A 26,221-nucleotide genomic window follows, 5' to 3' on the forward strand; every position below is an offset into this window, starting at 1 on the left:
ACTCTTGGAAAGTACCCACTTTCAAGTAAGGTACTTACATGACAGTAAGCACGGTAGTGAGCGGCGAGGTCGAGGCCAGGGGCAAGTACACGACGGTCGACTCCGAGGGCAGGTGCCCGTACCGCCTGGTCCTGGAGCACGTCACCAGCCGCTGGGGTGTGCTCGTCCTCATGGAGCTGCAGGAGCGCCCGTACCGCTTCAGCGAACTGCGCCGGGCCATCGACGGCGTCAGCGAGAAGATGCTGACGCAGACCCTCCAGACGCTGGAGCGCGACGGCATGGTCCACCGGGACGCGAAGCCGGTCATCCCGCCCCGCGTCGACTACTCGCTCACCGACCTCGGCCGCGAGGCCGCCGCCCAGGTCAGCGCCCTGGCCGGCTGGACGAAGGACCGCATGCCGGACGTGGCCCGGGCCCGCAAGGCGTACGACGAGGCCCGGGCCGAGAAGACCCGGGCCTCGTAGTCGCCCGCCGACAGGTCAGCCGACGACGGTCCAGGTGTCCCCGCCCGCGAGCAGCGCGCCGAGGTCGCCCTTGCCGTTCTGGACGATCGCGGTGTCGAGCTGCTCGGCCATCTGTGTGTCGTACACGGGCCGGTCGACCGAGCGGAAGACACCGATGGGCGTGTGGTGCAGGGTGTCCGGGTCGGCGAGCCGGGAGAGCGCGAAGGCCGTGGTCGGGGACGCGGAGTGCGCGTCGTGCACGAGTACCTCGCCCTCGTTGTCGGCGGTGACGGCGACCACCTTGAGATCGCCGGTCGCCCGGTCCCGTACGACACCCTTGGTGCCGTCGGCGCCGAAGCGGATCGGCTGCCCGTGCTCCAGCCGGATCACCGCCTCCTCGGCCTGCTGCTTGTCCTTGAGGACCTCGAAGGCGCCGTCGTTGAAGATGTTGCAGTTCTGGTAGATCTCGACGAGCGCGGTACCGGGGTGGGCGGCGGCCTCGCGCAGCACGCTCGTGAGGTGCTTGCGGTCGGAGTCGACGGTCCGGGCGACGAAGGACGCCTCGGCGCCGATCGCCAGCGACACCGGGTTGAAGGGCGCGTCCAGCGAGCCCATCGGCGTCGACTTGGTGATCTTGCCGACCTCGCTGGTCGGCGAGTACTGGCCCTTGGTCAGCCCGTAGATCCGGTTGTTGAAGAGCAGGATCTTGAGGTTCACATTGCGCCGCAGGGCGTGGATCAGATGGTTGCCGCCGATGGAGAGCGCGTCGCCGTCACCGGTGACCACCCAGACGGACAGATCCCGCCGACTGGTGGCGAGACCGGTGGCGATGGCGGGCGCGCGCCCGTGAATCGAATGCATCCCGTAGGTGTTCATGTAGTACGGGAAGCGGGAGGAGCACCCGATCCCGGACACGAAGACGATGTTCTCCTTCGCCAGCCCCAGTTCGGGCATGAAGCCCTGTACGGCGGCGAGGACCGCGTAGTCCCCGCAGCCGGGGCACCAGCGCACTTCCTGATCGGACTTGAAGTCCTTCATGGACTGCCTGGCCTCGGCCTTGGGCACCAGAGTGAGTGCCTCGATCGTGCCGGTACCGGAGCCTTCCGTGGACGTCTCAGCCATCGATGGCCTCCTTGAGAGCCGTGGCGAGCTGTTCGGCCTTGAACGGCATACCGTTGACCTGGTTGTACGAATGGGCGTCCACCAGGTACTTCGCCCGGATCAGCGTGGCGAGCTGGCCGAGGTTCATCTCGGGGATCACGACCCGGTCGTAACGCCTCAGCACCTCACCGAGGTTGCGCGGGAAGGGGTTGAGGTGGCGCAGATGGGCCTGCGCGATCGGCTGCCCGGCCGCCCGCAGCCGCCGTACGGCCGCCGTGATCGGCCCGTACGTCGAACCCCAGCCCAGCACAAGGGTGTTGGCGGCGCCCGACAGATCGTCGACTTCGAGATCCGGTACGTCGATTCCGTCGATCTTGGCCTGGCGGGTACGGACCATCAGGTCGTGGTTGGCGGGGTCGTACGAGATGTTGCCCGTGCCGTCCTGCTTCTCGATGCCGCCGATGCGGTGTTCGAGCCCGGGCGTGCCGGGGATCGCCCAGGGTCGGGCGAGGGTCTGCGGGTCCCGCTTGTACGGCCAGAAGACCTCGGTGCCGTCGTCGAGGGTGTGGTTGGGTCCCTGGGCGAACCGCACGCGCAGATCGGGCAGTTCGTCGACCTCGGGGATGCGCCAGGGCTCGGAGCCGTTGGCGAGATACCCGTCGGAGAGCAGGAAGACGGGGGTGCGATAGGTGAGCGCGATCCGGACGGCCTCGATCGCGGCGTCGAAGCAGTCGGCGGGCGTGCACGGGGCCACGATCGGGACCGGGGCCTCGCCGTTGCGTCCGAACATGGCCTGAAGGAGATCGGCCTGCTCGGTCTTGGTCGGCAGCCCGGTGGAGGGCCCGCCGCGCTGGATGTCGATGACCAGCAAGGGCAGTTCCATCGAAACGGCCAGCCCGATGGTCTCGGACTTCAGCGCCACACCAGGCCCGGAGGTGGTGGTGACGCCCAGCGCCCCGCCGAAGGCGGCGCCCAACGCGGCCCCGATACCGGCGATCTCGTCCTCGGCCTGGAAGGTCCGGACCCCGAAGTTCTTGTGCCTGCTCAGCTCGTGCAGGATGTCCGAGGCGGGCGTGATCGGGTACGACCCCAAGTACAGCGGCAGATCGGCCTGTTGACCGGCCGCGATGAGCCCGTACGACAGAGCCAGGTTCCCGGAGATGTTGCGATAGGTCCCGGTGGGGAAAGCGGTGGACGCAGGCGCGACCTCGTAGGAGACGGCAAAGTCCTCAGTGGTCTCCCCGAAGTTCCAACCGGCCCTGAACGCGGCGAGGTTGGCGGCGGCGATCTCGGGCTTCTTGGCGAACTTGGCGGCCAGGAACTTCTCGGTGCCCTCCGTCGGCCGGTGGTACATCCAGCTCAACAGCCCCAGCGCGAACATGTTCTTGCTGCGCTCGGCCTCCTTGCGGGAGAGGGCGAATTCCTTGAGCGCCTCGACGGTGAGGGTGGTCAACGGCACGGGATGCAGGCTGTACCCGTCGAGCGAGCCGTCCTCCAGCGGGGAGACCGGGTACCCGACCTTCTGCATGGCCCGCTTGGTGAACTCGTCCGTGTTGACGATGATCTCGGCGCCGCGCGGCACATCGGCGATGTTCGCCTTCAGCGCGGCCGGGTTCATCGCGACCAGCACATTGGGCGCGTCGCCGGGCGTGAGGATGTCGTGGTCGGCGAAATGCAGCTGGAACGAAGAAACGCCCGGCAGTGTTCCTGCGGGCGCTCGGATCTCGGCGGGGAAGTTCGGCAGAGTGGACAGATCGTTCCCGAAGGACGCGGTCTCGGAGGTGAAGCGGTCCCCCGTGAGCTGCATTCCGTCCCCGGAGTCTCCCGCGAACCGAATAATCACCCGATCGAGTCGCCGTACGTCCTTCACACCCGCCGGACCGCGCTGCTCTCCCACGACGGATCCGACGGCTCCGACGTCTGAGTCGGCCTTCTCCGCTGACCCGTCCGCTGAACCGTTCGCTGAACTGTCCGCTGGACTGCTGACCTGGCTGGTCACTGAACTGGACCTCCTTCGAGGCGGCGGCCTGGGGCGGCCCTCCCGCGGACCTTCCCAGGATCAACAGTACGTCGGTAAGGGTCGCCTTCCCTGGACCGATCGCATGATGGACGCCATTTTGAGACGGTTCGGCGCCCTGGCTTGTCATGATTTCCTGCCCCGCAGCGCTGACTCGGTAGACGCTCCCGGCCGGGTCTCCGGTTCTGCCGCGGACCGAGTGCCTGTTGCCGGGTGCGGCCGGTCCCTGACGAGGCGTCAGACGGCTAGGAGTTGAGGTAGGTCAGAACGGCCAGAACACGCCGGTGATCGCCGTCGCTGGGGGAGAGCCCCAGCTTCAGGAAAATATTGCTGACGTGCTTCTCGACGGCACCGTCACTCACGACGAGCTGACGTGCGATGGCCGAATTGGTCCGGCCCTCAGCCATCAGCCCCAATACCTCCCGCTCCCGGGGCGTGAGCCCGGCGAGCACGTCCTGCTTACGGCTGCGCCCCAGCAGTTGGGCCACGACCTCGGGATCGAGCGCGGTACCCCCCTGGGCCACCCGCACCACCGCGTCCACGAACTCCCGCACCTCGGCGACCCGGTCCTTCAGCAGATACCCGACGCCCCGGCTGGACCCGGCGAGCAGCTCGGTCGCGTAGCGCTCCTCGACGTACTGAGACAGCACGAGCACACCGAGTTCCGGATGCGATTTCCGCAGCTGTACGGCGGCCCGGACCCCTTCGTCGGTATGCGTGGGCGGCATCCGAACATCCGCGACGACGACGTCCGGGAGCTCGTCCTGCGCGGCCAGCTCGGTAATGGTCTTGATCAGCGCGACCCCGTCGCCCACACCGGCGACGACGTCATGCCCACGGTCGGTCAACAACCGGGTCAGGCCCTCCCGAAGCAGCACTGAATCCTCGGCGATGACGACCCGCACCCTGTTCTCCACGATTCCCCGGCCCCCATACCCCGTCCGAACACCAGGCTCCAGCATCCCAGTATTCGGACGAGGAGGGGGTTGTTGTCGGGGGTTTCCTGGGGCCTGGGCAGTGTTTCTTCGCCCCCGCCGCCCCTACCCGTTCCCATCCTTCTGGGGGCTGCCGCCCCCAGACCCCCGCTACGGCCCTGAAGGGGCCTTGTCCTCAAACGCCGGACGGGCTGAGTGGGGGTGCGGGCGGGCGTTCGAGGACAACCGCGCTCAGCCCACTCCTTTCCCCCGCCGCCCCTTTCCCCGCCCACCCGCCCCCCACCGCACTTCAGCACCGGCCGGGGCTTGATCTTTTAGCCCGTCCGGCGTTTGAGGACGAAGGGGGGTCTGGGGGCGCAGCCCCCAGAAGGATGGGACGGGTAGGGGCGGCGGGGGCGAAAAAAGCCGCCCCCGCACCACCGCTCACCCCCGCCAAGGCAACTCCGCAGTAACCCGAGTAGGCCCCCCCACCGGAGAATCCACCACCAAGATCCCGTCCACCGCGTCAAGCCGCCCCGCCAACCCCGCCAACCCCGAACCGCCGGAGGCATCCGCCCCGCCCACCCCGTCATCCACCACCTGCAACATCAACCGACTCTCCACCCGCCACACATCCACCGACGCCCACGTGGCCGACGCATGCTTGCTCACGTTCTGCAACAACTCCGACACCGTGAAGTAGGCGATCCCCTCGATCGCCGCAGCCGGCCGCTCCACCAGATCCACCTCCACCTGCACCGGCACCACACACCGTGACGCCACCGCCGACAGAGCCGCGTCCAGCCCCCGATCTGTCAGCACCGCCGGATGAATCCCCCGCGCCAGATCCCGCAGCTCCTGCAACGCCGTCTTCACCTCCCCGTGCGCCTCGTCCACCATCCGGGCCGCAGCCTGCGGATCCTCCGTGAGCTTCTCCTTCGCGAGCCCCAGATCCATGGCCAGGGCCACCAGCCGCGCCTGCGCCCCGTCATGCAGATCCCGCTCGATCCGCCGCAGATCAGCCGCCGCCGTGTCGACGACGACCCCCCGGTCGGACTCCAGCTCGACGACCCGCGTGGCGAGCCGCGACGGCCCGAGCAGCCCCTGCACCATGACCCGGTCGACCAGCGTCAGCGCCCGCACGATCCAGGGCGTGGCCATGGTGAACAACAGCCCGACCAGCGCGGTCACGGTGATCTCGAACGGGTTGTCGAGGTAGATCCGGTGGGTCTCGTCGCCGTACAGCTGAAGGCCGTCCTGCCCGCCGTACATCGGGAAGACCCAGAACCACAGCGGATACGTGAGCAGCGCCCAGCCGTAGACCCAGAAGACGACCGCGACCACGAACGAGAACGCCGCCCACGGCAGATGCAGCACCGAGAACAACAGGTGCCGCCACGAGGTACCGCTCTTGAGCACGCCCCCCATCCAGGCCGCCGCCCCCGACTTCCGGGTCCGCACCGGCTCCGGTTCGGCCACGTCGGCGCCGATCAGCGCGCGCGCCATCCTCCGCTCCAGCACACCGAACCCCCGGCACCCCGCCAGACCCACGGCCAGCACCGGAATCCCGAGGAAGGTGATCAGCAGCCCCGCACCGGTGGAGGCCATGGTGACGGCGTACGTGAACACCAGCACGCTGACCGGCAGGCTCAGCAGCACATACGCGAACTCGCGCCAGCTGCGCGCCTCGACGGGCGCCCGCAACGCGGCCGGCAACCGAAACCGCCGCCCCCGCCCGGCCTCGTGGAATCCGGCCCCGGGCCCGCCCTGCTGCCCGTACCCCTGTCCGTACTCCATGGCCATCGCCCCAGTCCCGTCCTACTAGTCCTACGAGTCCCAGTCGGCGCGCCCGCCGCTGCCCTGTTCGCCTGCCATCAGCCTGCTCGCACCGACCCCCACGGACCATGGAGCACGTAGGGGTCTTCCCCCGGGGGTTTTCCCTACCTGCGCCGGACAGGAAAGCCCTGCCTACGACTGCTCGGCCCGCTCCCGCCAGGGCAGTTCGGCTGTGACCGTCGTGGGCCCGCCCTCGGGCGACTCGATGACGAACAGCCCGTCCACCGCGCCCAGCCGGTCCGCGAGCCCCGCCATCCCGGTACCGCCGTCCAGCCGCGCACCACCGCGCCCGTCGTCCCAGACCTGGATCAACAGCCGGTCCTCGGTGCGCCACACGTCGACGGACGCGTTCCGCGCCCCGCTGTGCTTGCTGATGTTCTGGAGCAGCTCGGAGACCGTGAAGTAGGCGATGCCCTCGATGGCGGCGGCAGGCCTGGCCGGCAGATCCGCCGTGACCTGCACCGGAACCGTGCACCGCGAGGCCACCGAGGACAGCGCCGCGTCCAGCCCCCGGTCCGTCAGCACCGCCGGATGGATCCCGCGCGCCAGATCGCGCAGCTCCTGAAGCGCGAGCTTCACCTCGCCGTGCGCCTCCTCGACCATCGCCGCCACGTGTTCGTCGGCCTGGCCCTCAAGCAGCTTCTCCTTGGCCAGCCCGAGCCCCATCGCGAGGTTGACGAGCCGGGCCTGCGCCCCGTCGTGCAGATCGCGCTCGATCCGCCGCAGATCGGCGGCGGCCGTGTCGATCACGACCCCCCGGCCGGACTCCAGTTCGGCGATACGGCGTTCCAACTCGTCGGAGGGCGACAGCAGCCCGCGCACCATCGCCCGGTCCACATTCGTGAGCCCCCGCGCCACGAACGGCAGCACCGGCCACAGCACGAACAACGACACGAGCACGACGCTGAACGTGAGAACGGCCCAGGGCAGCCGTACGAAGTCGTACAGGATGGTCCGCCAGCCGACCGGATCCTTCAACGCCATCCACAACTGCCCGAAGAACCCGAGCTCCTGGCCATGGGCGCCCCGCCCGCCGCGCAACGGCAGCGGACTCGGCTCGTCCACCCGTACCCCGAGCAGCGCCCTGGCCCGCGCCCGCTCGAACCGGCCCAGCAGGCGCGCGCCCATCAGCCCGCCGGCGAGGATCGGAAGGCCGATCACCGTGATCGCGAGGAAGGAACCCACGGACACCACGGTCACCACGTACACAAAACCGAACAACGCCATCGGCAGGTTGGCCAGGAGGTGGGCGATCTCCTTCCAGGTGTGCGGGTCGAGGGCGAAACGGACAGGGGGCAGTCGGTCGCCCTCGGTTTCCGCGCTGGTGGCGGCGATACGTGCGGTCATGTTCGCCAGCCTGCCCGCCGCCACGCCCCGGCGCCATGAGGCGGACCGCCCGCCGACCCGGGGGAAAACCCCACCTTGCACATCACTTCGGGCATGGCCATGTGTGACGGGCTGCTTACGGTCTCTTTAGCAGGCCCTAGACTCCCGTCCGTACAGATCGCCGAACGCCAGGGAGCGAGGGACGGACGTGCAGGTACCGACCGCCACCGCCACGACGGAGCACACGCAGTACATCGTGGCGTCGGAGTACTTCCGGTCCTACTCCGTCGTCGGCCTGCTCGCCGTCGTCGGGGTGCTCTTCGTCGCGGTCGCCTTCGGAGCCGGCCGCCTGCTGCGCCCCGTGGTCCCGACCCCCGAGAAGCTCCTGACGTACGAATGCGGTGTCGACCCCGTCGGCGAGGGCTGGGCCCACACCCAGGTCCGCTACTACGTCTACGCCTTCCTGTACGTCATCTTCGCCGTCGACTCGATCTTCCTGTTCCCCTGGGCCACCGTCTTCGCCGCCCCGGGCTACGGCGCGACCACCCTCGTCGAGATGTTCATCTTCCTCGGCTTCCTGGCCGTTGGCCTGCTCTACGCATACAAGAAGGGCGTCCTGACATGGACGTGACCCCCGCGGAACCCGTTCTGCTGCCGGAGCCGAAACGGCTGGGCGCCCTCGCCCGCCTGGCCCCCGAGCCGATGAAGGTGGTCCTGAACTGGGGCCGCCGCTACTCGCTCTGGGTCTTCAACTTCGGCCTCGCCTGCTGCGCCATCGAGTTCATCGCCGCGTCCATGGCCCGCCACGACTTCATCCGCCTCGGCGTGATCCCCTTCGCCCCCGGGCCGCGCCAGGCCGACCTGATGGTGGTCTCGGGCACGGTCACGGACAAGATGGCCCCAGCGGTACGCCGCCTCTACGAACAGATGCCCGAGCCGAAGTACGTCATCTCCTTCGGCGCGTGCAGCAACTGCGGCGGCCCCTACTGGGACTCCTACTCCGTGACGAAGGGCGTCGACCAGATCATCCCGGTCGACGTCTACGTCCCCGGCTGCCCGCCCCGCCCCGAGGCGCTGCTCCAGGGCATCCTCAAACTCCAGGAGAAGATCGCCCGCGAGTCCCTGGGCGAGCGATACGCCTCCGCACAGACGACCCGCCCGTCCACGGCCGCACTCCAGAGCCCCCTGGTAAAGCCCCCGGCCGCAGGGGAGTCGAACGCAGGGGAGTCGAACAGATGACGGCAACCGGCTGGCTGCCGGCCCCCACCGAGGACCTCTTCGGTACGGAGGCCACGGCCGAGGAGTCCTACGACGTCCTGACCGTCGACGTACCCCCGGCCTCCTGGACCACGGCCCTGGAGACCGCCCGCGACCGCCTCTCCTGCACCTACTTCGACTGGCTCAGCGCGGTCGACGAACCGGGCACCGGCTTCCGCGTCGCGGCCCACGTCGTCGCCCTCTCCCCGGTCCGCCGCCTCCTCGTACGCACGACAGTCCCGCACGAGTCCCCCGTACTCCCCTCCCTCGTGGGCGTCTACGCGGGCGCCGCGTGGCACGAGCGCGAGACCCACGAAATGTTCGGCGTACGTTTCGAGGGCCACCCCGGCCTCGACCACCTCCTCCTCCCGGAAACCTTCGAAGGCCACCCCCTCCGCAAGGACTTCGTGCTCGCGGCCCGCGTCGCCAAGGCCTGGCCGGGCGCCAAGGAGCCGGGGGAGTCGGAGCACGGCGGCCCCAAGCGCCGCCAGATGCTCCCACCGGGCGTCCCCGACCCCAACGAATGGGGCCCCCTGAAGGGCCAACTCCCCCCGGCCCCGACCCGCCCTGCCCGAGCCGCCGCCGGCCGCGCAACCGCCGACCGCCCACCACGCCGCACCCGCACGGCATCGGAGGGCTCAGCAAGCCAGCCCCCGGACGGCCCGGCAGGCTCGTCCACGGCAGCCCCGGCGGGCCAGGCCCCGGCAGACCCGTCCCCGGCAGGCCGTGCGAGCCAGCCCCCGGCGGGCTCGCCCCCGGCAACGGAGAGCACCCCCACGGAGGCCACCCCACCGCCCACTCCCCGCCGGTCGCGCAGCGCAAGCCAGGGCTCGGCGTCGCAGCGCCCCCAGACACCGCCGACCGAGGCCGCCGCTCCAGAGCCCCCGCTGACAGAGGCCCCCAAGCCACCCCCCACGGCGGACGCCCCCTGGCACCACGCCCGCCCCGCCTTCGACGAACCCACGCCGAAAGCCCCTGAACCGACCGAGGCTCCTGAACCGACCGAGGCTCCTGCACCGGAAGCCCCTGCACCGGAAGCCCCTGCACCGGAGGCCTCCGCACCAGAAGCGCCCGCCCCGGAAACCCCGGCACCGGACGACCTCGCCCCCGAAAAGGGCACCCCCGAGAACCCCCCAGGAGGCTCGCAGTGAACGACGCGCTCGACGTCGCCCTGCGACTCCTGATCGTCTTCGTCGTCTTCCTCACCTTCCCCCTGATCGTCGGTCAGACCGAGCACAAGGTGATGGCCCATATGCAGGGCCGCCTCGGCCCGATGTACGCCGGCGGCTTCCACGGCTGGGCCCAACTCGTCGCCGACGGCGTCAAGTTCGCCCAGAAGGAAGACATCGTCCCGGCCGGAGCCGACCGCCGTATCTTCCAACTGGCCCCGGCCGTGGCCCTCCTCCCGTACCTCCTCGTCCTCCTCGCCATCCCGATCGGCCCGGGCGAGGGCGCCGTCGGCGAGGTCGTCGACGCGGGCATCTTCTTCGTCCTCGCCGTCATGGGCGTGGGCGTCCTCGGCTCACTGATGGCCGGCTGGGCGTCGGCCAACAAGTTCTCCCTCCTCGGCGGTCTGCGCACAGCCGCCCAACTCCTCGCCTACGAACTCCCGATGCTGCTCACCGCCGCCTCGGTCGCGATGGCCGCCGGCACGGTCTCGCTCCCCGGCATCTTGGACGCGTTCGAGTGGTGGTGGCTGCCCTGGCAGATCGTCGGCGCGATCGTCTTCTTCGTGGCCGGCCTCGCCGAACTCCAACGGCCCCCCTTCGACATGCCGGTGGCCGACTCGGAGATCATCTTCGGCGCCTACACCGAATACACCGGCCTTCGCTTCGCTCTCTTCCTCCTCGCCGAGTACGCCGGGATCGTCGTCCTCTGCGGCCTGACCACCGTCCTCTTCCTGGGCGGCTGGCACGGCCCCGGGGGCGCCGACGGCCTCGGCTGGGTCTGGACCCTCCTCAAGACAGCCGTCCTCGCCTTCGTCGTGATCTGGCTGCGCGTCACCTACCCCCGCCTGCGCGAGGACCAGCTCCAGAAGCTCGCCTGGACCCTCCTCGTCCCCCTCTCCCTCGCCCAGATCGCCCTCACCGGCATCGTGAAGGTGGTGATCTCCTAGTGGCCCCCATTCCTGGCTCAGGCCTCGCCAAGGGCCTGGCCGTCACCCTCCGCACGATGACGAAGAAGACCGTCACCGCGCAGTACCCGGACGTCCAGCCCGACCTCCCGCCCCGCAGTCGCGGAGTCATCGGACTCTTCGAGGAGAACTGCACGGTCTGCATGCTGTGCGCCCGCGAGTGCCCGGACTGGTGCATCTACATCGACTCCCACAAGGAGACGGTCCCGGCCGCCGCTCCCGGTGGCCGCGAGCGCAGCCGTAACGTCCTCGACCGTTTCGCCATCGACTTCTCCCTCTGCATGTACTGCGGTATCTGCATCGAGGTGTGCCCCTTCGACGCTCTCTTCTGGTCCCCGGAGTTCGAGTACGCCGAGACCGACATCCACGAACTCACCCACGAACGCGACAAGCTCCGCGAGTGGATGTGGACGGTCCCGGCCCCACCCGCCCTCGACCCCGCCGCCGAGGAACCGAAGGAGATCGCGGCGGCCCGCAAGACGGCGGAGAAGCTCGCCACCGCGACGCAGGCCGAACTGTCTGAGCCGTCCGGGCCGTCTGAACCGACCGAGCCGTCCGGGCCGTCTGAACCGACCGGGCCGCCCCGACCGCCCCGACCGACCGCGCCCGCCGATCCTCAGGGAGGAGACTCGTGACCCTCGCCGCAGCCACCGCGACGGCGGCACACGTCACGACCGCCGCCTCCGACACCCACGGCTTCCTCTCCCCGACCGGCGTCGAGATCGCCTTCCTCCTCGTCGGCCTGGTCACCTTCGGCGCCGCGCTCGTCACCGTCACCACCCGGCAGCTGGTGCACGCCGCCCTGTGGCTCGTGGTGACCCTCGGCGGCCTCGCCGTCGAATACCTCCTCCTCACAGCCGAGTTCATCGCCTGGGTACAGGTCCTCATCTACGTCGGTTCCGTCGTCGTTCTCCTTCTTTTCGGTCTGATGCTCACCAGGGCCCCCATCGGCCGCTCCCCGGACGCCGACTCCGGCAACCGGTGGATCGCCCTCGCTGTGGCCCTCTCCTCGGCCGCCGCCCTGGTCTGGGTCGTCGTCGACGCCTTCCGCACGACCTGGATCGACCTGGACGGAGCCGCCGCGGGCTCCACCGCCGTCACCGGTGCGAGCCTCTTCCAGAACTGGGTCCTGCCCTTCGAGGCCCTCTCCGTCCTTCTCCTCGCGGCCCTGGTCGGGGCGATCGTCCTGTCCCGCAAGACGAAGGCGGAGTCGAGTTCTCCCCCTGTGAACTCCCGGGCCGCGACCGGTAGTTCCCCCTCTGTCCCGGATTACCGGAATCACCCGATCGGGCGAAATGGGTCGGTCAAGGGAACCGAGTCGACCGAGCAGGACGGTGCCCGCTGATGCACCTCGCCTATCCCGCCGTACTCGCCGCCCTCCTTTTCTCCACCGGCCTCTACGGCGTCCTCGCCCGCCGTAACGCGATCCTGGTCCTGATGTCCGTCGAGCTGATGCTCAACGCCGTCAACCTCAACCTCGTCGCCTTCGACGTCTGGCTCAGCAGGACCGCCCGGGAGACCCTGCACTCCGGCCAGGCCCTCACCCTGTTCACCATCGCCATCGCGGCCGCCGAGATCGGCATCGGCCTGGCGATCGTCCTCGCCGTCCACCGAAACCGCGGCACCGCCGACATCGACAAGCTCCGCGACACCGCCGAGCCGCACGGCCCCGACGAAGCCACCGGCACGGACGACACGGACAGCACGGACGGCACGGAATCGGAAGACGAGAAGGCTGAGGCCACCGCGTGACCACGACCACCCTCGCCGTCCTCGTCCCCCTCCTCCCGTTCCTGGGCGCCGCGGCCGGCCTGCTCCTGGGCCGCACGGCCCCCGGCTTCGTACGCCCCCTCGCCGTACTGCCCACCCTCACGGCGCTCGCCCTCGCCGTGGTCGTCGCCGTACGCCAGGGCGGCGACCGAGCCGTCGACGCCGCCACCGAGCTGACACCCACCGGCTCGGTCCCCGTCGAACTCGCCCTGCACATCGACGGCTTCGCCGCCCTCGTCGCCGTACTGGTCGGCCTGGTCGCGACCTGTGTGCAGATCTACTCGACGGGCTATCTGCGCGACGACCCGCGCTACCCCTCGTACGCCGCTCTCGTCTCCCTCTTCACCTCCGCGATGCTGCTCGTCGTCTACTCCGGCGACCTGATGGTGCTGCTGGTCGGCTGGGAGATCATGGGCATCTGCTCGTACTTCCTGGTCGGCCACTACTGGGAGACCCCGGAGGCCCGAGCCGCCTCCCTCAAGGCCTTCCTCGTCACCAAACTCGGTGATGTCCCCTTCCTGATCGGCCTGTTCGCGCTCGCCACCGACGCCGGGTCCTTCCGGATCACGAAGATCCTCGGCACCGTCGCGACCGGCGGCCTCGACCACCCGACGCTGGTCGCGCTGCTGCTTCTGGCCGGCGTGGCGGGCAAGTCGGCGCAGTTCCCGCTGCACACCTGGCTCCCCGACGCGATGGCGGGCCCGACCCCCGTCTCCGCGCTGATCCACGCCGCGACGATGGTCGCCGCCGGTGTCTATTTCATCGCCCGGCTCCTCCCGGTCTTCGCGGCCTCCTCGGCCGCACTGGTCGTCCTCGCCGTCATGGCCGCCGTCACGATGGCCGGCTCCGCCCTCGCCGCCCTCGCCCAGGACGACATCAAGCGCGTGCTCGCCTACTCGACGATCGGCCAGCTCGGCTACATGACCGGTGCCCTCGCCGTCGGCGACCGCGGTGCCGCCGTCTTCCACCTCCTCACCCACGGCGCCTTCAAGGCGCTGTTGTTCCTCGCGGCCGGCGTGATCATCCACGCCGCCGGCACCAACTCGCTGGCCGCCATGTCCCGCATGGGCAACCTGCGCGCCCGCGTCCCCGACGCCTACTGGACGATGACCGTGGCGCTCCTCGCCCTCGCCGCGATCCCGCCCTTCAGCGGCTTCTTCTCCAAGGAGTCCGTCCTCGGCGCCGCCGAACACGTCTCCACCGGCCACGCCGAGGGCATCCCGGAGGCCGCCGGCTGGATCGTCCTCGTCGCCGGCCTGATCTCGGCCCTGCTCACCGCCGCCTACGCGACCCGGCTGTGGCTGCTCGCCTTCCGCGGCAAGGGCGCCGAGGCCCCCGACCACGGCAGGCAGCCCGTCGCGATGACCGCCGTGCTCTGGGTGCTCGCGGTCCCGTCCCTCGCCCTGGGCGGGTTCGCCTACGGCAGGCTGCCCGACTGGTTCGACGGCCACGACCTGACCCCGACCCTCACCACGTCCGTCCTCGGCACGGGAGTGGCCCTGGTCGGCGGCATCGTCACCTACGGAGCCTGGCGCCACACCACCGCCCTGGCGGCCCGAGTCCCCATGGGCGCAGTCGCCGCCCACCCGGACGCGGACGGCGGCCTGGTCGAGGCCGAGGCCATCGCCACCCACACCCCCGCCTACGGAGACATGGCCGGCGCACCCGACCCGGCGGACCCAGGCCGGCTCCTGCTCGGCCCGCTGCACCGCCACGCGGCCGTCGGCTTCCACCTGGACGCCCTGTACACAGCGCTGTTCGTCCGCCCGGTACAGGCCGGCGCCACCCTCGTCCGGTTCCTCGACCGGGAGGTCGTCGACACCTACGTACGCGGCGCGAGCGCCGTGCCCCGCCTGCTCGGTGCGGCCGTACGGCGCGCCCAGACCGGCAACGTACAGACCTATGTGAGCGCGCTGTTCGCCGGCACCGTCGTCCTGGTGGTCGCCGTCCTCCTCGTCGCCACGGGAGCGTGAGCAGGCGTGATCGATATGAACGAGTCAGTGATGCAATTTCTTCTGGCATTCCTCGTCGTGGGCCCGCTCATCGGCGCCGTCGCCGCTCTCCTGCCGGCCCCGCCCGGGCTGAAGGGGAAGTCACCGGAGCAGGCCGTGCTGCGGCACGGCGTGACCGTGACCGGCGCGGTGCTCATCGCCGCGATCGTCCTCGCGCTCGGCTTCGACCACGACCATCCGTCGAAGATGCAGGCCACCACCGACATCAGCTGGATCCCCGCACTCGACGTGCGCATCCACCTCGGCGTCGACGGCATTTCCCTCCCCCTTCTGGTCCTGACCGCGCTCCTGACCTTCCTCTGCGCGCTCTACTCCTACTTCAAGATGCCTGCGGGCCCGTCCCCGAAGGCATTCGTCGCGCTCCTCCTCGTCCTGGAGTCCGGCACCCTCGCGACCTTCGCCGTCCTCGACCTGCTGCTGTTCTTCCTCGCCTTCGAGATGGTGCTCATCCCGATGTACTTCCTCATCGCCCGCTGGGGCGGCGAGCAACGGACCCGGGCGGCCTGGAAGTTCATCCTCTACACCCTGCTCGGATCCGTCGTCATGCTGCTGGGCCTGCTCCTGATCGGGATCAAGGCGGGCACGTTCGACATCATGGCACTCACCACTGACAACGGCCCAGGACTGAGCACATCCGTGCAGGTCACCGCCGCTTTGGCGATCGGGATCGGGCTCGCGGTGAAGACGCCGATGTGGCCGCTGCACAGCTGGCTGCCGGACGCCCACACCGCCGCCCCGACCGTCGGCTCGGTCCTGCTGGCGGGCGTCCTGCTCAAGATGGGCACGTACGGGTTCGTGCGCATCCTGCTGCCGATCACACCCGACGGATTCCGGACCTTCGCGCCCTACCTCGCCGCCTTCGCCGTCGTCGGGATCATCTACGGCTCCCTGGCCTGCCTGGCCCTCGCCCGGCAGGGCGCGAAGGGCGACCTCAAGCGGCTCATCGCCTACTCCTCCGTCGGCCACATGGGCTTCGTGCTGCTCGGCATCTCGACCATGACCCCGACCGGCGTCAACGGCGCGCTCTTCGCCAACATCGCCCACGGCCTCATCACCGGCCTCCTCTTCTTCCTGGTCGGCGCGCTGAAGGACCGCACGGGCACCTCCGACCTCGACACCCTCGCCGACCGCACGGGCGCCGCCCTGTACGGCCGCGCCCCACGCCTCGGCGGCCTCGTGGCCTTCGCCGCCGTCGCCTCGCTCGGACTGCCCGGCCTCGCCGGGTTCTGGGGCGAGATGCTGGCCCTGTTCGGTGCGTTCGACCCCGCCGACGACCTCAGCCGCCCCGCCTTCCTCACGTTCACGGCGATCGCCGCGTTCGGCACCCTGCTCACCGCCGCGTACATGCTCGTCGTCGTACGCCGCGTCTGCATGGGCGCCGCCCCGCAGCCGGACGCCCCCCAGCTCGCCGACGTACAGACATACGAATTCGCGGCCTGGACCCCGCTCGTCGCCCTCACCGTCGTCGCCGGACTGTGGCCGAAGGCCCTCCTCGGACTGACCGACCCGGCCGTGCAGCAGCTCCTTTCCGGAGGCCCCCGATGAGCGCCCTGGCCCAGTCCACGGCTCAGTCCGTCGTCCAGTCCGTCGACTGGCTCGCCATCGCACCGCCCACCCTCGCCGCCGTCGTGGGACTCGCCGTGCTGGTCGCCGACCTGTTCATCGGCGGCAACAAGAAGGCGGTCCTGGGCTGGACCTCGGTCGCCGGCCTCGCCGCCTCCGCGCTCCTCTTGCTGCCCCTCCTGGACGGTGACCGGGCCACCTTCTGCCTCACCGGCGGCACGGACGTCTGCAGCTACACGGCGGACCGCTTCACCCTCGTCATCCAGTTCCTGGTGCTGGGCGGCGCGCTCCTCGCCGCCCTCCTCTCGGTCACCGCCCTCAAGGACGCCGACAGAGGACTCCCCGAAGGGGAGTACTGGTTCCTGCTGCTCTCCTCCGCCGCCGGAGCGGCCCTCCTGCCCGCCTCCCGCGACCTCGCGACCCTGATCGTCGCCCTGGAAGTCGCCTCCCTGCCCGCCTTCGCCCTCGTCGGCATCCGCCACGGCGACCGCAAGTCATCCGAAGCGGCCCTGAAGTTCTTCCTGTCCTCAGTGACGGCCACCGCGGTCAGCCTCATGGGCATCAGCTTCGTGTACGCGTCCACGGGCACCCTCTACCTGACCGAGATCGCCGACCGCATCCAGGACGTCGACCCACAACTCCACACCCTCGCCCAGGCGGGCGTCGTCCTCACCCTCATCGGCTTCGCCTTCAAGACGGCCGCAGTGCCCTTCCACTTCTGGGTCCCCGACACCTACGTGGGGGCGCCCCTGCCGATCGCCGCCTATCTGTCGGTCGTCGGCAAGGCCGTCGGCTTCTCCGGCCTGATCCTCGTCACCGTCGTCGCCTTCCCGTCGTACGCCGACGTCTGGGGCCCCGCACTGGCGGCCCTGGCCGCGCTCACCATGACCGTCGGCAACGTCGGCGCCCTGCGCCAGCAGGCCACGCGCGCGTACAGCGCGGTACGCCTGCTCGCCTGGTCCTCCGTCGGCCAGGCCGGCTACCTCCTGGTCCCGATCGCCGCTGCCGCGTACTCCGACGACCCCCAGAAGGCGATCGGCTCCACCGTCGCGTACGCCCTCATGTACGCCGCCGTGAACCTCGGCGCCTTCGCGGTGGCGGCCTTGGTGGCCCGTACGAAGCCCCTGAACCGCGTCAGCGACTACCGAGGCCTGTACGCCACCCGCCCCCTGGCAGGGCTCGTCCTGGGCTTCTTCCTGCTGTGCCTCGCCGGGCTGCCGCCGGGCATCATCGGCCTCTTCGCGAAGGTCACCGTCTTCTCCGCGGCCGTCGACGCCGGACTCGGCTGGCTGGCCGTGATCATGGCCGTCAACGTGGTGATCGCGCTCTTCTACTACCTCCAATGGACGGCCCTTCTCTTCCGCACCCCCGAGGGAGCCGAGGAACGCCACCGCGCCCCGGCCCCCCTCACGGCCGCGATCGCCCTGACCGCCGTCCTCGGCATCGCCCTCTCCGGCGCACCCCAACTGGTGCTGCGCTTCGCCGACACCGGACTCTTCTGACCCACCGCGACCGCAGGCGCGCGTGGCCCCTCACCCGGACGGCCCACGCGCGCCTGCGCCTGCGCAAGGGAACTGCGAACCCCCGCCTGGCGTTGACCAGTACAGAAGGGTCCACTGGACCTGACACCAGGGTTCCCCTGCCGCACCACTTGGAGGGCGTACCGTGCACCGCCGGCACAACGGGCTCAGGACAGCCGTACTCCTCGGGGGACTGTCCGCACTCATCATCGTCATCGGCAGCTTCTTCGGCCGTACGGGCCTCGTGATCGCACTCTTCATCGCGATCGGCACCAACGCGTACGCGTACTGGAACAGCGACAAGCTGGCTCTACGCGCGATGCGCGCCCGCCCGGTGAGCGAATTCGAGGCCCCGGCCCTGTACCGCATGGTCCGCGACCTCTCCACCCAGGCCCGCCAGCCCATGCCGCGCCTGTACATCTCGCCGACCGAGGCACCGAACGCGTTCGCGACGGGCCGCAACCCGCGCAACGCGGCTGTGTGCTGCACCGAAGGCATCCTGCACATCCTGGACGAGCGTGAACTGCGCGGCGTCATCGGCCATGAGCTGAGCCATGTCTACAACCGCGACATTCTCATCTCGTCGGTCGCCGGCGCCCTGGCCTCCGTGATCATGTTCCTGGTCAACTTCGCCTGGCTGATCCCGATCGGCCGCTCGAACGACGACGACGGCCCCGGCATCCTCGGTATGCTGCTGATCATGATCCTGGGTCCGCTCGCGGCCAGCCTCATCCAACTCGCCATCAGCCGCTCCAGGGAGTACGAGGCCGATGCTTCGGGCGCCCAGCTCACCGGCGACCCGCTGGCCCTCGCGAGCGCCCTGCGTAAGCTGGAAGTGGGCACGAAACAACTCCCGTTGCCCCCGGAGCCGCGGATCGAGACCGCGAGCCACATGATGATCGCGAACCCCTTCCGCCCAGGCCAGGGACTCTCCAAGATGTTCTCCACGCACCCGCCGATGGCGGAGCGCATCGCCCGGCTCGAAAAGATGGCAGGTCGCCCCCAGTGAAGACAATCCTCAACATCATCTGGCTCGTCCTGAGCGGTTTCTGGCTGTTCCTCGGCTATGTGCTGGCGGGCGCGCTGCTCTGCATCACGATCATCGGCATTCCTTTTGGCATCGCCGCCTTCCGTATCGGCGCGTACGCCCTGTGGCCCTTCGGCCGTACGACGGTCGAGCGCCGTGACGCGGGCGCTCCCTCCTGTATTGGCAACGTCCTGTGGCTGGTCCTCGCGGGCTGGTGGCTCGCGCTGGCCCATGTCGTCACCGGCGTTCTGCTGTGCATCACGATCATCGGCATCCCCTTCGGCTTCGCCAACTTCAAGCTCATCCCGGTCTCGCTGATGCCGCTCGGCCGCGAAATCGTGCCGACGGACCAGCCGTTCAGCTCGCGCTGGTAGTCCGGCCGGGGGAGGGGAAGCGGTCGGCCCCTGCCCGACCGTTTTCCACAGGCTGCCGGGTGGGTTCCGGTCCCGGCCCGCCGGTTATCCACAGGCCGCCCGATTGTCAGTGGCGGCCTGCATCATGAATCCATGACCGAGATCGAGCAGTTGCTGACACGGGTGGCGGCCGAGGCCCGCAACACCCGGCCGTGGGGCTGGCCTTCACTCCCCGCCCCCGTGGACGCGGCCACGCTCGACCGCGCCGAGACCGCCCTCGGCTTCCCCCTGCCACCCCTCCTCGCCGCGCTCTACCTCCGGATAGGAGACGGCGGATTCGGCCCGGAGTACGGCCTGTTGCCGCTGCTCGACAGCGCGCCCGCAGGAGAGCCGGCCGTCGTCGCCCAGTACCTCGCCAGCCGCGAGGAGGCCCGCAAGGACCCGGACTGGCCCTGGCCCGAGGGCATCCTGCCGATATCCCACTGGGGCTGCGGAATGTACGCGTGTGTGGACTGCCGTTCCCCCGAAGGCACCGTCCTGCTCTTCGAGCCGAACGCCGACGACGTCGACAACGCGTGGTACATAGACGCCCCGGGCCTCGCGGAGTGGCTGCGGGCCTGGCTCGACGGCACGGGCTGGTACCAGGAACTCAACGCCGACATGGACCTGGAGCCCTGGCCCGACCTCCACATACGCACGGCGCCAGCGATACCGCCGACCCAGGCCTCGTAACCGGGTGACCGAGCAGCCGAGTAACCGACACGAGTTCCGTCGGCGGTGAGGTCAGGCCGACGCCCCCGAAGCCGGCCACCGCCGTCGCACGCCGTACACGACCGCCCCCAGACCCAGCACACCCGCGCCCACGACCACCGACACCCCCGGAAGCGCGAACGCCAGCGTCACACAGCCGAGAAGCCCCAACGCCGGCACCACCCGCGACGCCGGCGCCGAACTCAGTGTCCAGGCGGAGGCGTTGGCCACCGCGTAGTACGCCAGCACCCCGAAGGAGGAGAAGCCGACAGCACCCCGTACGTCCACCGTCGCGGCCAGCACCGCGACCACCGCACCCACGGCCAACTCGGCCCGGTGGGGCACCTGGAAGCGCGGATGCACGGCGGCCAGGGCACCGGGCAGATGACGGTCACGGGCCATGGCCAGCGTCGTCCGTGAGACGCCCAGGATCAGGGCGAGCAGCGAGCCGAGCGCGGCCACGGCGGCACCCACCCGTACGACAGGAACCAGGCCCGGCACGCCCGCCGCCCGGACCGCGTCGGCCAGTGGGGCGGTCGCCTGCCCGAGACCACCCGACCCCAGCACGGAAAGGACAGCCACCGCCACCGCCGCGTACACCACCAGCGTGATGCCCAGGGCCGAGGGGATCGCGCGGGGGATGGTGCGCGCGGGATCCCGGACCTCCTCGCCGAGGGTCGCGATCCGGGCGTACCCGGCGAACGCGAAGAACAGCAGCCCGGCCGCCTCAAGCACGCCGCCCACACCACCGGAGGCCCCGACGTCCAGCCGACCGGTGTCGGCGGCGTCCGAACCCAGGCACACCACGACCACGGAAGCGAGGACAACGAGGACCACCGCCACGATCGTCCGCGTCAACCAGGCGGCCTTCTGGACGCCGAGGTAGTTCACCGCGGTCAGCGCCACCACGGCCGCGACCGCCACCGCGTGCGCCTGCCCCGGCCAGACGTACGTGCCCACGGTGAGCGCCATCGCCGCACAGGAGGCCGTTTTCCCGACGACGAACGACCAGCCCGCGAGATAGCCCCAGAATTCGCCGAGCCGCTCACGCCCGTACACATAGGTGCCGCCCGAGGCGGGATAGCGGGCGGCCAGTCGGGCGGACGACATGGCGTTGCAGTAGGCGACCACGGCCGCCGCGGCGAGCCCGAGCAGCAGCCCGGACCCGGCCGCGCGTGCCGCGGGTCCCAGGGCTGCGAAGACGCCGGCCCCGATCATCGAACCGAGCCCGATGACCACGGCGTCCCCGACGCCAAGGGTGCGTCGCAGTTCGGCGGACGATTCCGCTCCGGGCTGTGTCATGGCCGCACCCTACTGACCGGTGCAACCGCCGGGCAGCGCGTTGACGTCGTGTACAGCAACGCGACACCAACAACGCACCAACTCGAACGCACCGGCACGAGCACGGCCAGACCGACCGGCGGTATCACGCCATCAGAGGTCGACGAAATCACAGTGCCGGGACAGTTCGAGCACAGCACGAAGGGGCAGGTTCACGGCATGAGCATCATCGGCTGGATCATTCTGGGGCTGTTGGCCGGGGCCATCGCCAAGTTCCTGCTGCCGGGGCGCGACCCGGGCGGCTTCATCGGCACGACGGTCATCGGCGTCGCGGGCGCGTTCATCGGTGGCTGGATCTCGGCGCGCTTCCTCGACCACCCCATCAGCAAAGACTTCTACGACGGCACCACGTGGGCGGCGGCGATAGGCGGCTCGCTCGTGCTGCTGGTCGCGTACCGCATCCTGTTCGGCAACTCGCGCGACTGAGCGCGCACCTGGTCCGCAGCCGGCAGTAAGGGAGGGGTGGGCGCCGTGCAGCGCCCACCCCTCGTCAACTCGTCAATGCATCAACCACTCATGGACTAGCGGTAGTTCACGAACTGCAGCGCGAAGTCGAAGTCCTTGCCCTTGAGCAGTGCCTGCACGGCCTGAAGGTCGTCGCGGCTCTTCGAGCTGACGCGCAGCTCGTCGCCCTGGACCTGGGCCTTCACGCCCTTGGGGCCCTCGTCGCGGATGATCTTCGCGACCTTCTTCGCGTTGTCCTGGGAGATGCCCTCCTCGATCGACGCGAAGAGCTTGTACTCCTTGCCGGAGAGCTGCGGCTCACCGGCGTCCAGGGCCTTCAGCGAGATGCCGCGCTTGATCAGCTTGGTCTCGAACACATCGAGGACCGCTTTGACCCGCTCCTCGGAGTTCGCCTCCATGAGGATCTTCTCGCCGGACCACGAGATCGAGGCACCCACGCCCTTGAAGTCGTAGCGCTGGGAGATCTCCTTGGCGGCCTGGTTGAGGGCGTTGTCGACCTCCTGCCGCTCGACCTTCGAGACGATGTCGAAACTGGAGTCGGCCATGTCCTGTGGCTCCTTGTATGGGGTGCTTGTCGGGATCTGTGGGTTGCGATTCGGCATGCGTGGGGGCAGCAGCCGAGCCCGGCACATGTCCCGGGCCGCATCCGCATAAGCCTAGCCACCCCCTACCCCCCGAGCGCCGCTCAATCGAGTGGCGAAGCACCCCTGTGCATCGGGTATCGTTTACGTCGTTGCCACGGAGCACCGCCGAAAAGCGGTTCGAAGGGCAGCAAACCTTGGCGGTGTGCCCGAGCGGCCAAAGGGAGCAGACTGTAAATCTGCCGGCTCAGCCTACCCAGGTTCGAACCCTGGCGCCGCCACAGGAAAAACAAAGAGCCTGTGACCTGCTTTCATTGCAGGTCACAGGCTCTTTGTCATCCGTCCGCGAGATCAGCGCACTGTCTCACGCTGTCTCGTATTCGAACGCTCTCTCTCGGAATCTGCGGACGGGGCGTGGACGGCGTCCACGGGCCCCTCAGCCATGCCGCCCCAAGCGCTCGGAGATCTTGGCGTTCGCAGCCTCATCTCCGTCACTGAGGAACTTGGCATACACGCGAAGCAGCACGGTGACGCTGTGGCCGGCGCGCTTCGCCACGAGCTGTGGTTCCACCCCGGAACTGAGCCACGTGGACACCGCCGTGTGGCGAAGATCATAAGGACGCTTGGCGAGTTTCGACCCGTACTTGGCAGGAGTCAGGGCCCGCGACCGAGCCTCAGCCCAGACCTCCCCGTAACCGGTGTCCTGGACCAGCCCACCGCGCTGTGTCTGGAACAGCCGGCCGTCAGGGGTGGTGCCGTACACGGTGACGTGCCACCGCAGCAGAGCCACCAGTTCGGGTGGGATCGGGACTGGCCGCACCGTCTTTCGCGGCCGGTGCTTGAGCCCCCGCTTCTCGTGCGCTTCCCCGCTGTCCGTCCACGCTGAGCCCGACCGTGGGCGCGTCTCCGCGAGGCGGAGCATGCCCCACCCACGGCGCGGCAGATCGCAGTCTGAGAGGCGCAGCCCGACGACTTCCGCCGGGCGTCCAGCCGCGTAGTAGATGCAGCCGAAGAACGCCACCAGGTGGCGCCCACGGCGGCTTTGGTCCCGTACAGCGGCCAGGAGTTTCGAGGCCTGCCCCGGATTCGGTACACAGGCTGGGTCCACTGCCTCTTCCACCTGTTCCGGCGCTTTCCACTTGATTCGGGTGAGCGGATTCTCGGTGAGGAGTTCGGCGTCTACCGCGTACTCAAGGGCGTTGTGGAAGATGGCACGCTTCCTGCGGATAACCGACGCTGCCGCCGTGCCGCCGTCCAACTTCTTCGAAACGGCTTTCAGGGCGGCTCGTACGAGCAGACGCTCGGCGAGTGCGGACGTCGGCAACGACTTGCGCTCGAACCAGTCCAGCACCTTGGCCACGTCCGCCGGTATCTCCTGCTCCCAGCGGTTCTTGTTGAACGCCCAGCTATAGAGAGCGGTACGGACGGCTCGTACGTCGGGCATGCCCTTGGTGTCCTTCACCAGCGCAGGCGTCACGGTCGCCATGGCTTCCGCCAGGGTCCGCCGTGTTGAGCCCGGAGAGTCGTCCCACTTCATGTCGATGTAGTTGCGGGCGTGCTCGTACCAGGAGATGTCCCGGTTCCTGACGACCAGGGACTTGGGCAGTCCGCTCTCCACGTCGAACGGTTCACCTGCGTTCGCTGCGGTGATGAGCTGAGCTTCGAGGCTCTTCGCAAGACCCGACGTCAGGAATGACTCCGCGTGCTCCCTCGTGCCCACTTTCCAGCGGAGTTGGTAGGGCTTTCGGTAGTTGCGCTTGCGGATGGTCCAGAACTTGACGGTGTAGCTCCACTCGGTCACGCAATTTCCATTTCGTCTTTGAACGCGTCCAGGACACTTCGGCGCACACAGATGCGGCCGGACTGCGTGCGGCGCGCTTCCGGCCCATAACCGCGATCGCGCCACCGGTACCAGGTCGGGCGGCTGATGCCGAGTTCCACCAGGACGTCACTCAGGGGCAGCAGTTCGTCTTTCGGCGCGCGGCGTCGGCGGGTGGGGGTGCTCATGCGGGGATCTCCTTGGGGTGAGGAGAGGGCGGGGTGTGGTTGGCGTCACAATGCTGTGGGTCGCGGCCCATCGCGGCCCAAGGCTGTGACCTGCGGCTTTGCCCTGTCCTTGCGCGGCCCATCGCGACCCACGGCCGAGTGGGGTGGGCCGCGATGGGCCGTGATGCGGTGCGGGAAAAGTCGCAGGTCAAGCGGTGTGGGCCGCGATGGGCCGCGACCCGGCGGATTGTGGGCTCAACCGCTGAGGCCGATGCCGTTGTAGGTGGCGATTCGCTCGTCGCCCGAAGGCGCGCGGGGGCGGGTTCGGTTGAGCTGCGGCACGACGGAGAGCAGGTTGCGGCCGAACACCTGCTTCGTGCCGGCGCGGACGCCGTTGTCTTCGGCCCACTCGCGCCAGATGTTCCACAGTGCGTCTACGGGCACGGTGCAGGTGGGTCCGGTGGTGCAGCGTTCGCGGACGAATGCGCTGGTGGGTGAGGCGGTGTCGCGCATGGTGGTGACAGCGTCGCGGCTGGAGGCGGGTTCCGTGATCCGGCGGGTGCGCTGGAGGCGTGCGAGCCCTTCCAGTGCCCAGTTGAAGATGCCAGGCATCTCGGCGGTGAGGCGGTCGGTGAGGGTGGTGTCTTCCTTGCCCAGCCATGACAGGCGCGTGTTGAGCAGGACGAACCGGTTGGCGATGACGCCTGAGGAGTCGCCGAAGTGCGGCAGTTCGTTGGACAGGATCATCAGCCGGGAGGGCAGTTTGCCGGTCCACTGCTCGCGGTACTTGCGGTCGACATCGAGGGTGTCCTCACCCGACACGGTCAGCAGGCGTTCCACGACCTGGCTGTTGTCGTTGCCGGACAGGCGAGCGTCGGAGATGACCGCCAGGGACTTCCCGATCAGCGTGGCCAGGCCGAAGTTCGTACTCAGCCCGGCCAGGGTCGGCCCGGCAAGGTTCTCCTTGCCGACCAGGGATTTGAGCACCCGCGCGATGGTGCCCTTGCCCGACCGGGACGGGCCCACGATGAGGAGGATCTTCTGTAGGTCGGTGCGGCCGGACAGGACGTAGCCGAACCACTCCTGGAGTGCGGTGATGGAGTCGGGGTCGTCGGTCCAGACCTCGGACAGGAAGTGTTCCCATTCCGGGGCTGTGGCGGCGGGGTCGTAGGCGAACGGGACGGACACGATGTTGAAGAACCTGGGGGTGTGCGGCAGTAGTGCGCGGTCGCGAATCCTGAGCAGGCCGTTCTCGCACGCCACGATTGGCCCCCCGTCAGGCTCGCTCGTGCCGCCGGCACGGTCGATCCACGCGGGAGCGTCGGTGTCGGTCGGCAGCAGCGTGATGGAGCCGAGGGCGTCCAGAAGGTTGCTGATCTTCTGCTTGGTCGGTGCCCAGTCGCGTTCCTCGGTCTCGCCGTCCTTGGCGGGAACGCGGAAGACGGAGTATTCCAGCCGCTCATACATGGCCTTGCGGATCTGGGCTTCGTCGATCTCGCGCCAGCAGGTGCCGTTCCAGCGCATCCAGGACGCGCGCCAGCGCCGGTAGACGAGTTGTCCGTCATAGGTCTGCCAGTCGGGCAGCAGGCGGCGAGCAACGGCCATGGGGTGGGACGGCGCGGGCAGTTCCTCGGTCTCGGGGGGTGGGGTGGTCCGTCATGCGGCGGCCCTCCCTTCCTGGCGGGGGCGGAGCGGGCAGGCGTCTCGGTGTGCGATGTGATCGGCGATCAGTGCATGCACGCGGCGGTGGCCTACGGCGCTGCGGTCACGGCCGCACTCGCACTTCGAGGTGGCGGTGGGAGTGGCGCCGCGTGGGGCCCTGATA

25 protein-coding genes and 1 tRNA gene are annotated in these 26,221 nt (G+C 69.4%); 16 read left to right on the top strand and 10 right to left on the bottom strand.

Annotation, left to right across the window (positions count from 1 at the left end):
- The first annotated feature begins 38 nt into the window (after nucleotides 1-38).
- Nucleotides 39-464 carry a winged helix-turn-helix transcriptional regulator gene (locus ACFYXF_RS24885; protein ID WP_389352441.1) on the top strand — a complete coding sequence of 142 codons (426 nt, stop codon included), beginning with the start codon at nucleotides 39-41 and terminating at the stop codon, nucleotides 462-464.
- A 15-nt stretch (nucleotides 465-479) separates the two neighbouring features.
- Here the strand turns inward: ACFYXF_RS24885 and ACFYXF_RS24890 are convergent, their stop codons facing one another.
- The 5 genes from ACFYXF_RS24890 to ACFYXF_RS24910 all read right to left on the bottom strand — a co-directional run bounded on the left by ACFYXF_RS24890 (nucleotide 480) and on the right by ACFYXF_RS24910 (nucleotide 7,658).
- Nucleotides 480-1,565 carry a 2-oxoacid:ferredoxin oxidoreductase subunit beta gene (locus ACFYXF_RS24890; RefSeq protein WP_389352443.1) on the bottom strand — a complete coding sequence of 362 codons (1,086 nt, stop codon included), beginning with the start codon at nucleotides 1,563-1,565 and terminating at the stop codon, nucleotides 480-482.
- Complete coding sequence (locus tag ACFYXF_RS24895; RefSeq protein ID WP_389352445.1) at nucleotides 1,558-3,543, bottom strand: 2-oxoacid:acceptor oxidoreductase subunit alpha; 1,986 nt, start codon at nucleotides 3,541-3,543, stop codon at nucleotides 1,558-1,560. The genes ACFYXF_RS24890 and ACFYXF_RS24895 overlap by 8 nt, the downstream gene beginning before the upstream one ends.
- 263 nt (nucleotides 3,544-3,806) lie before the next feature.
- The gene (locus ACFYXF_RS24900) at nucleotides 3,807-4,466 is read right to left on the bottom strand and encodes a response regulator transcription factor (RefSeq protein ID WP_330290511.1); all 660 of its coding nucleotides are present in this window, start codon (nucleotides 4,464-4,466) and stop codon (nucleotides 3,807-3,809) included.
- 453 nt (nucleotides 4,467-4,919) lie between these two features.
- On the bottom strand, nucleotides 4,920-6,278 hold the full coding sequence (locus ACFYXF_RS24905) for a sensor histidine kinase (RefSeq protein WP_389352447.1): 1,359 nt from the start codon (nucleotides 6,276-6,278) through the stop codon (nucleotides 4,920-4,922).
- A gap of 165 nt (nucleotides 6,279-6,443) precedes the next feature.
- Nucleotides 6,444-7,658, bottom strand: a complete 1,215-nt coding sequence (locus ACFYXF_RS24910; RefSeq protein ID WP_389352449.1) for a sensor histidine kinase — start codon at nucleotides 7,656-7,658, stop codon at nucleotides 6,444-6,446.
- Between the two features lie 187 nt (nucleotides 7,659-7,845).
- On the opposite strand from ACFYXF_RS24910, the gene ACFYXF_RS24915 reads away from it, so the two are divergent.
- The 13 genes from ACFYXF_RS24915 to ACFYXF_RS24975 all read left to right on the top strand — a co-directional run bounded on the left by ACFYXF_RS24915 (nucleotide 7,846) and on the right by ACFYXF_RS24975 (nucleotide 20,005).
- Nucleotides 7,846-8,268: an NADH-quinone oxidoreductase subunit A gene (locus ACFYXF_RS24915; protein WP_389352451.1), complete on the top strand. Its 423-nt coding sequence runs from the start codon at nucleotides 7,846-7,848 to the stop codon at nucleotides 8,266-8,268.
- Nucleotides 8,259-8,876: an NADH-quinone oxidoreductase subunit B gene (locus tag ACFYXF_RS24920; RefSeq protein WP_389352453.1), complete on the top strand. Its 618-nt coding sequence runs from the start codon at nucleotides 8,259-8,261 to the stop codon at nucleotides 8,874-8,876. The genes ACFYXF_RS24915 and ACFYXF_RS24920 overlap by 10 nt, the downstream gene beginning before the upstream one ends.
- The gene (locus ACFYXF_RS24925) at nucleotides 8,873-10,045 is read left to right on the top strand and encodes an NADH-quinone oxidoreductase subunit C (protein WP_389352455.1); all 1,173 of its coding nucleotides are present in this window, start codon (nucleotides 8,873-8,875) and stop codon (nucleotides 10,043-10,045) included. The genes ACFYXF_RS24920 and ACFYXF_RS24925 overlap by 4 nt, the downstream gene beginning before the upstream one ends.
- The gene (locus ACFYXF_RS24930) at nucleotides 10,042-11,010 is read left to right on the top strand and encodes an NADH-quinone oxidoreductase subunit H (RefSeq protein WP_389352457.1); all 969 of its coding nucleotides are present in this window, start codon (nucleotides 10,042-10,044) and stop codon (nucleotides 11,008-11,010) included. The genes ACFYXF_RS24925 and ACFYXF_RS24930 overlap by 4 nt, the downstream gene beginning before the upstream one ends.
- Entirely contained in the window at nucleotides 11,010-11,663 is a 654-nt protein-coding gene (locus ACFYXF_RS24935; RefSeq protein WP_389352459.1) for a NuoI/complex I 23 kDa subunit family protein, read from the top strand. The genes ACFYXF_RS24930 and ACFYXF_RS24935 overlap by 1 nt, the downstream gene beginning before the upstream one ends.
- Nucleotides 11,660-12,373 carry an NADH-quinone oxidoreductase subunit J gene (locus ACFYXF_RS24940; protein WP_389352461.1) on the top strand — a complete coding sequence of 238 codons (714 nt, stop codon included), beginning with the start codon at nucleotides 11,660-11,662 and terminating at the stop codon, nucleotides 12,371-12,373. The genes ACFYXF_RS24935 and ACFYXF_RS24940 overlap by 4 nt, the downstream gene beginning before the upstream one ends.
- Nucleotides 12,373-12,780, top strand: a complete 408-nt coding sequence (nuoK, locus tag ACFYXF_RS24945) for an NADH-quinone oxidoreductase subunit NuoK (protein ID WP_389352462.1) — start codon at nucleotides 12,373-12,375, stop codon at nucleotides 12,778-12,780. Before ACFYXF_RS24940 ends, nuoK begins: the two co-directional genes overlap by 1 nt.
- Nucleotides 12,777-14,771 (top strand): NADH-quinone oxidoreductase subunit L, encoded by a 1,995-nt coding sequence (locus tag ACFYXF_RS24950; protein ID WP_389352463.1) that lies wholly within the window; start codon nucleotides 12,777-12,779, stop codon nucleotides 14,769-14,771. Before nuoK ends, ACFYXF_RS24950 begins: the two co-directional genes overlap by 4 nt.
- A 6-nt stretch (nucleotides 14,772-14,777) precedes the next feature.
- The gene (locus tag ACFYXF_RS24955) at nucleotides 14,778-16,355 is read left to right on the top strand and encodes an NADH-quinone oxidoreductase subunit M (protein WP_389352464.1); all 1,578 of its coding nucleotides are present in this window, start codon (nucleotides 14,778-14,780) and stop codon (nucleotides 16,353-16,355) included.
- Nucleotides 16,352-17,875, top strand: a complete 1,524-nt coding sequence (locus ACFYXF_RS24960) for an NADH-quinone oxidoreductase subunit N (protein WP_389352466.1) — start codon at nucleotides 16,352-16,354, stop codon at nucleotides 17,873-17,875. The genes ACFYXF_RS24955 and ACFYXF_RS24960 overlap by 4 nt, the downstream gene beginning before the upstream one ends.
- A gap of 163 nt (nucleotides 17,876-18,038) precedes the next feature.
- Nucleotides 18,039-18,902: a zinc metalloprotease HtpX gene (gene htpX, locus ACFYXF_RS24965; RefSeq protein WP_389352468.1), complete on the top strand. Its 864-nt coding sequence runs from the start codon at nucleotides 18,039-18,041 to the stop codon at nucleotides 18,900-18,902.
- Nucleotides 18,899-19,294 (top strand): YccF domain-containing protein, encoded by a 396-nt coding sequence (locus tag ACFYXF_RS24970; protein ID WP_389352470.1) that lies wholly within the window; start codon nucleotides 18,899-18,901, stop codon nucleotides 19,292-19,294. The genes htpX and ACFYXF_RS24970 overlap by 4 nt, the downstream gene beginning before the upstream one ends.
- A gap of 132 nt (nucleotides 19,295-19,426) precedes the next feature.
- On the top strand, nucleotides 19,427-20,005 hold the full coding sequence (locus tag ACFYXF_RS24975; RefSeq protein ID WP_389352472.1) for an SMI1/KNR4 family protein: 579 nt from the start codon (nucleotides 19,427-19,429) through the stop codon (nucleotides 20,003-20,005).
- A 51-nt stretch (nucleotides 20,006-20,056) separates the two neighbouring features.
- Here ACFYXF_RS24975 and ACFYXF_RS24980 read toward each other — a convergent pair whose 3' ends face one another.
- On the bottom strand, nucleotides 20,057-21,325 hold the full coding sequence (locus ACFYXF_RS24980) for an APC family permease (protein WP_389352474.1): 1,269 nt from the start codon (nucleotides 21,323-21,325) through the stop codon (nucleotides 20,057-20,059).
- A gap of 198 nt (nucleotides 21,326-21,523) precedes the next feature.
- On the opposite strand from ACFYXF_RS24980, the gene ACFYXF_RS24985 reads away from it, so the two are divergent.
- Nucleotides 21,524-21,790 carry a GlsB/YeaQ/YmgE family stress response membrane protein gene (locus ACFYXF_RS24985; protein ID WP_235479946.1) on the top strand — a complete coding sequence of 89 codons (267 nt, stop codon included), beginning with the start codon at nucleotides 21,524-21,526 and terminating at the stop codon, nucleotides 21,788-21,790.
- 95 nt (nucleotides 21,791-21,885) lie between these two features.
- Here ACFYXF_RS24985 and ACFYXF_RS24990 read toward each other — a convergent pair whose 3' ends face one another.
- On the bottom strand, nucleotides 21,886-22,374 hold the full coding sequence (locus ACFYXF_RS24990; RefSeq protein WP_235475569.1) for a YajQ family cyclic di-GMP-binding protein: 489 nt from the start codon (nucleotides 22,372-22,374) through the stop codon (nucleotides 21,886-21,888).
- A gap of 235 nt (nucleotides 22,375-22,609) precedes the next feature.
- On the opposite strand from ACFYXF_RS24990, the gene ACFYXF_RS24995 reads away from it, so the two are divergent.
- Nucleotides 22,610-22,691 (top strand) — tRNA-Tyr (locus ACFYXF_RS24995).
- A 155-nt stretch (nucleotides 22,692-22,846) separates the two neighbouring features.
- Here the strand turns inward: ACFYXF_RS24995 and ACFYXF_RS25000 are convergent.
- The 3 genes from ACFYXF_RS25000 to ACFYXF_RS25010 form a co-directional block, all read right to left on the bottom strand.
- Nucleotides 22,847-24,211 (bottom strand): tyrosine-type recombinase/integrase, encoded by a 1,365-nt coding sequence (locus ACFYXF_RS25000; protein ID WP_389352476.1) that lies wholly within the window; start codon nucleotides 24,209-24,211, stop codon nucleotides 22,847-22,849.
- Nucleotides 24,208-24,417, bottom strand: a complete 210-nt coding sequence (locus ACFYXF_RS25005) for a helix-turn-helix transcriptional regulator (protein ID WP_389352478.1) — start codon at nucleotides 24,415-24,417, stop codon at nucleotides 24,208-24,210. Before ACFYXF_RS25005 ends, ACFYXF_RS25000 begins: the two co-directional genes overlap by 4 nt.
- A 234-nt stretch (nucleotides 24,418-24,651) precedes the next feature.
- Nucleotides 24,652-26,001: a phage/plasmid primase, P4 family gene (locus ACFYXF_RS25010; protein WP_389352479.1), complete on the bottom strand. Its 1,350-nt coding sequence runs from the start codon at nucleotides 25,999-26,001 to the stop codon at nucleotides 24,652-24,654.
- Between the last annotated feature and the right edge of the window lie 220 nt (nucleotides 26,002-26,221).

Origin of the sequence: Streptomyces sp. NPDC002680, assembly GCF_042889145.1 — a bacterium.
In the GTDB taxonomy this organism is placed as follows: domain Bacteria; phylum Actinomycetota; class Actinomycetes; order Streptomycetales; family Streptomycetaceae; genus Streptomyces; species Streptomyces adonidis.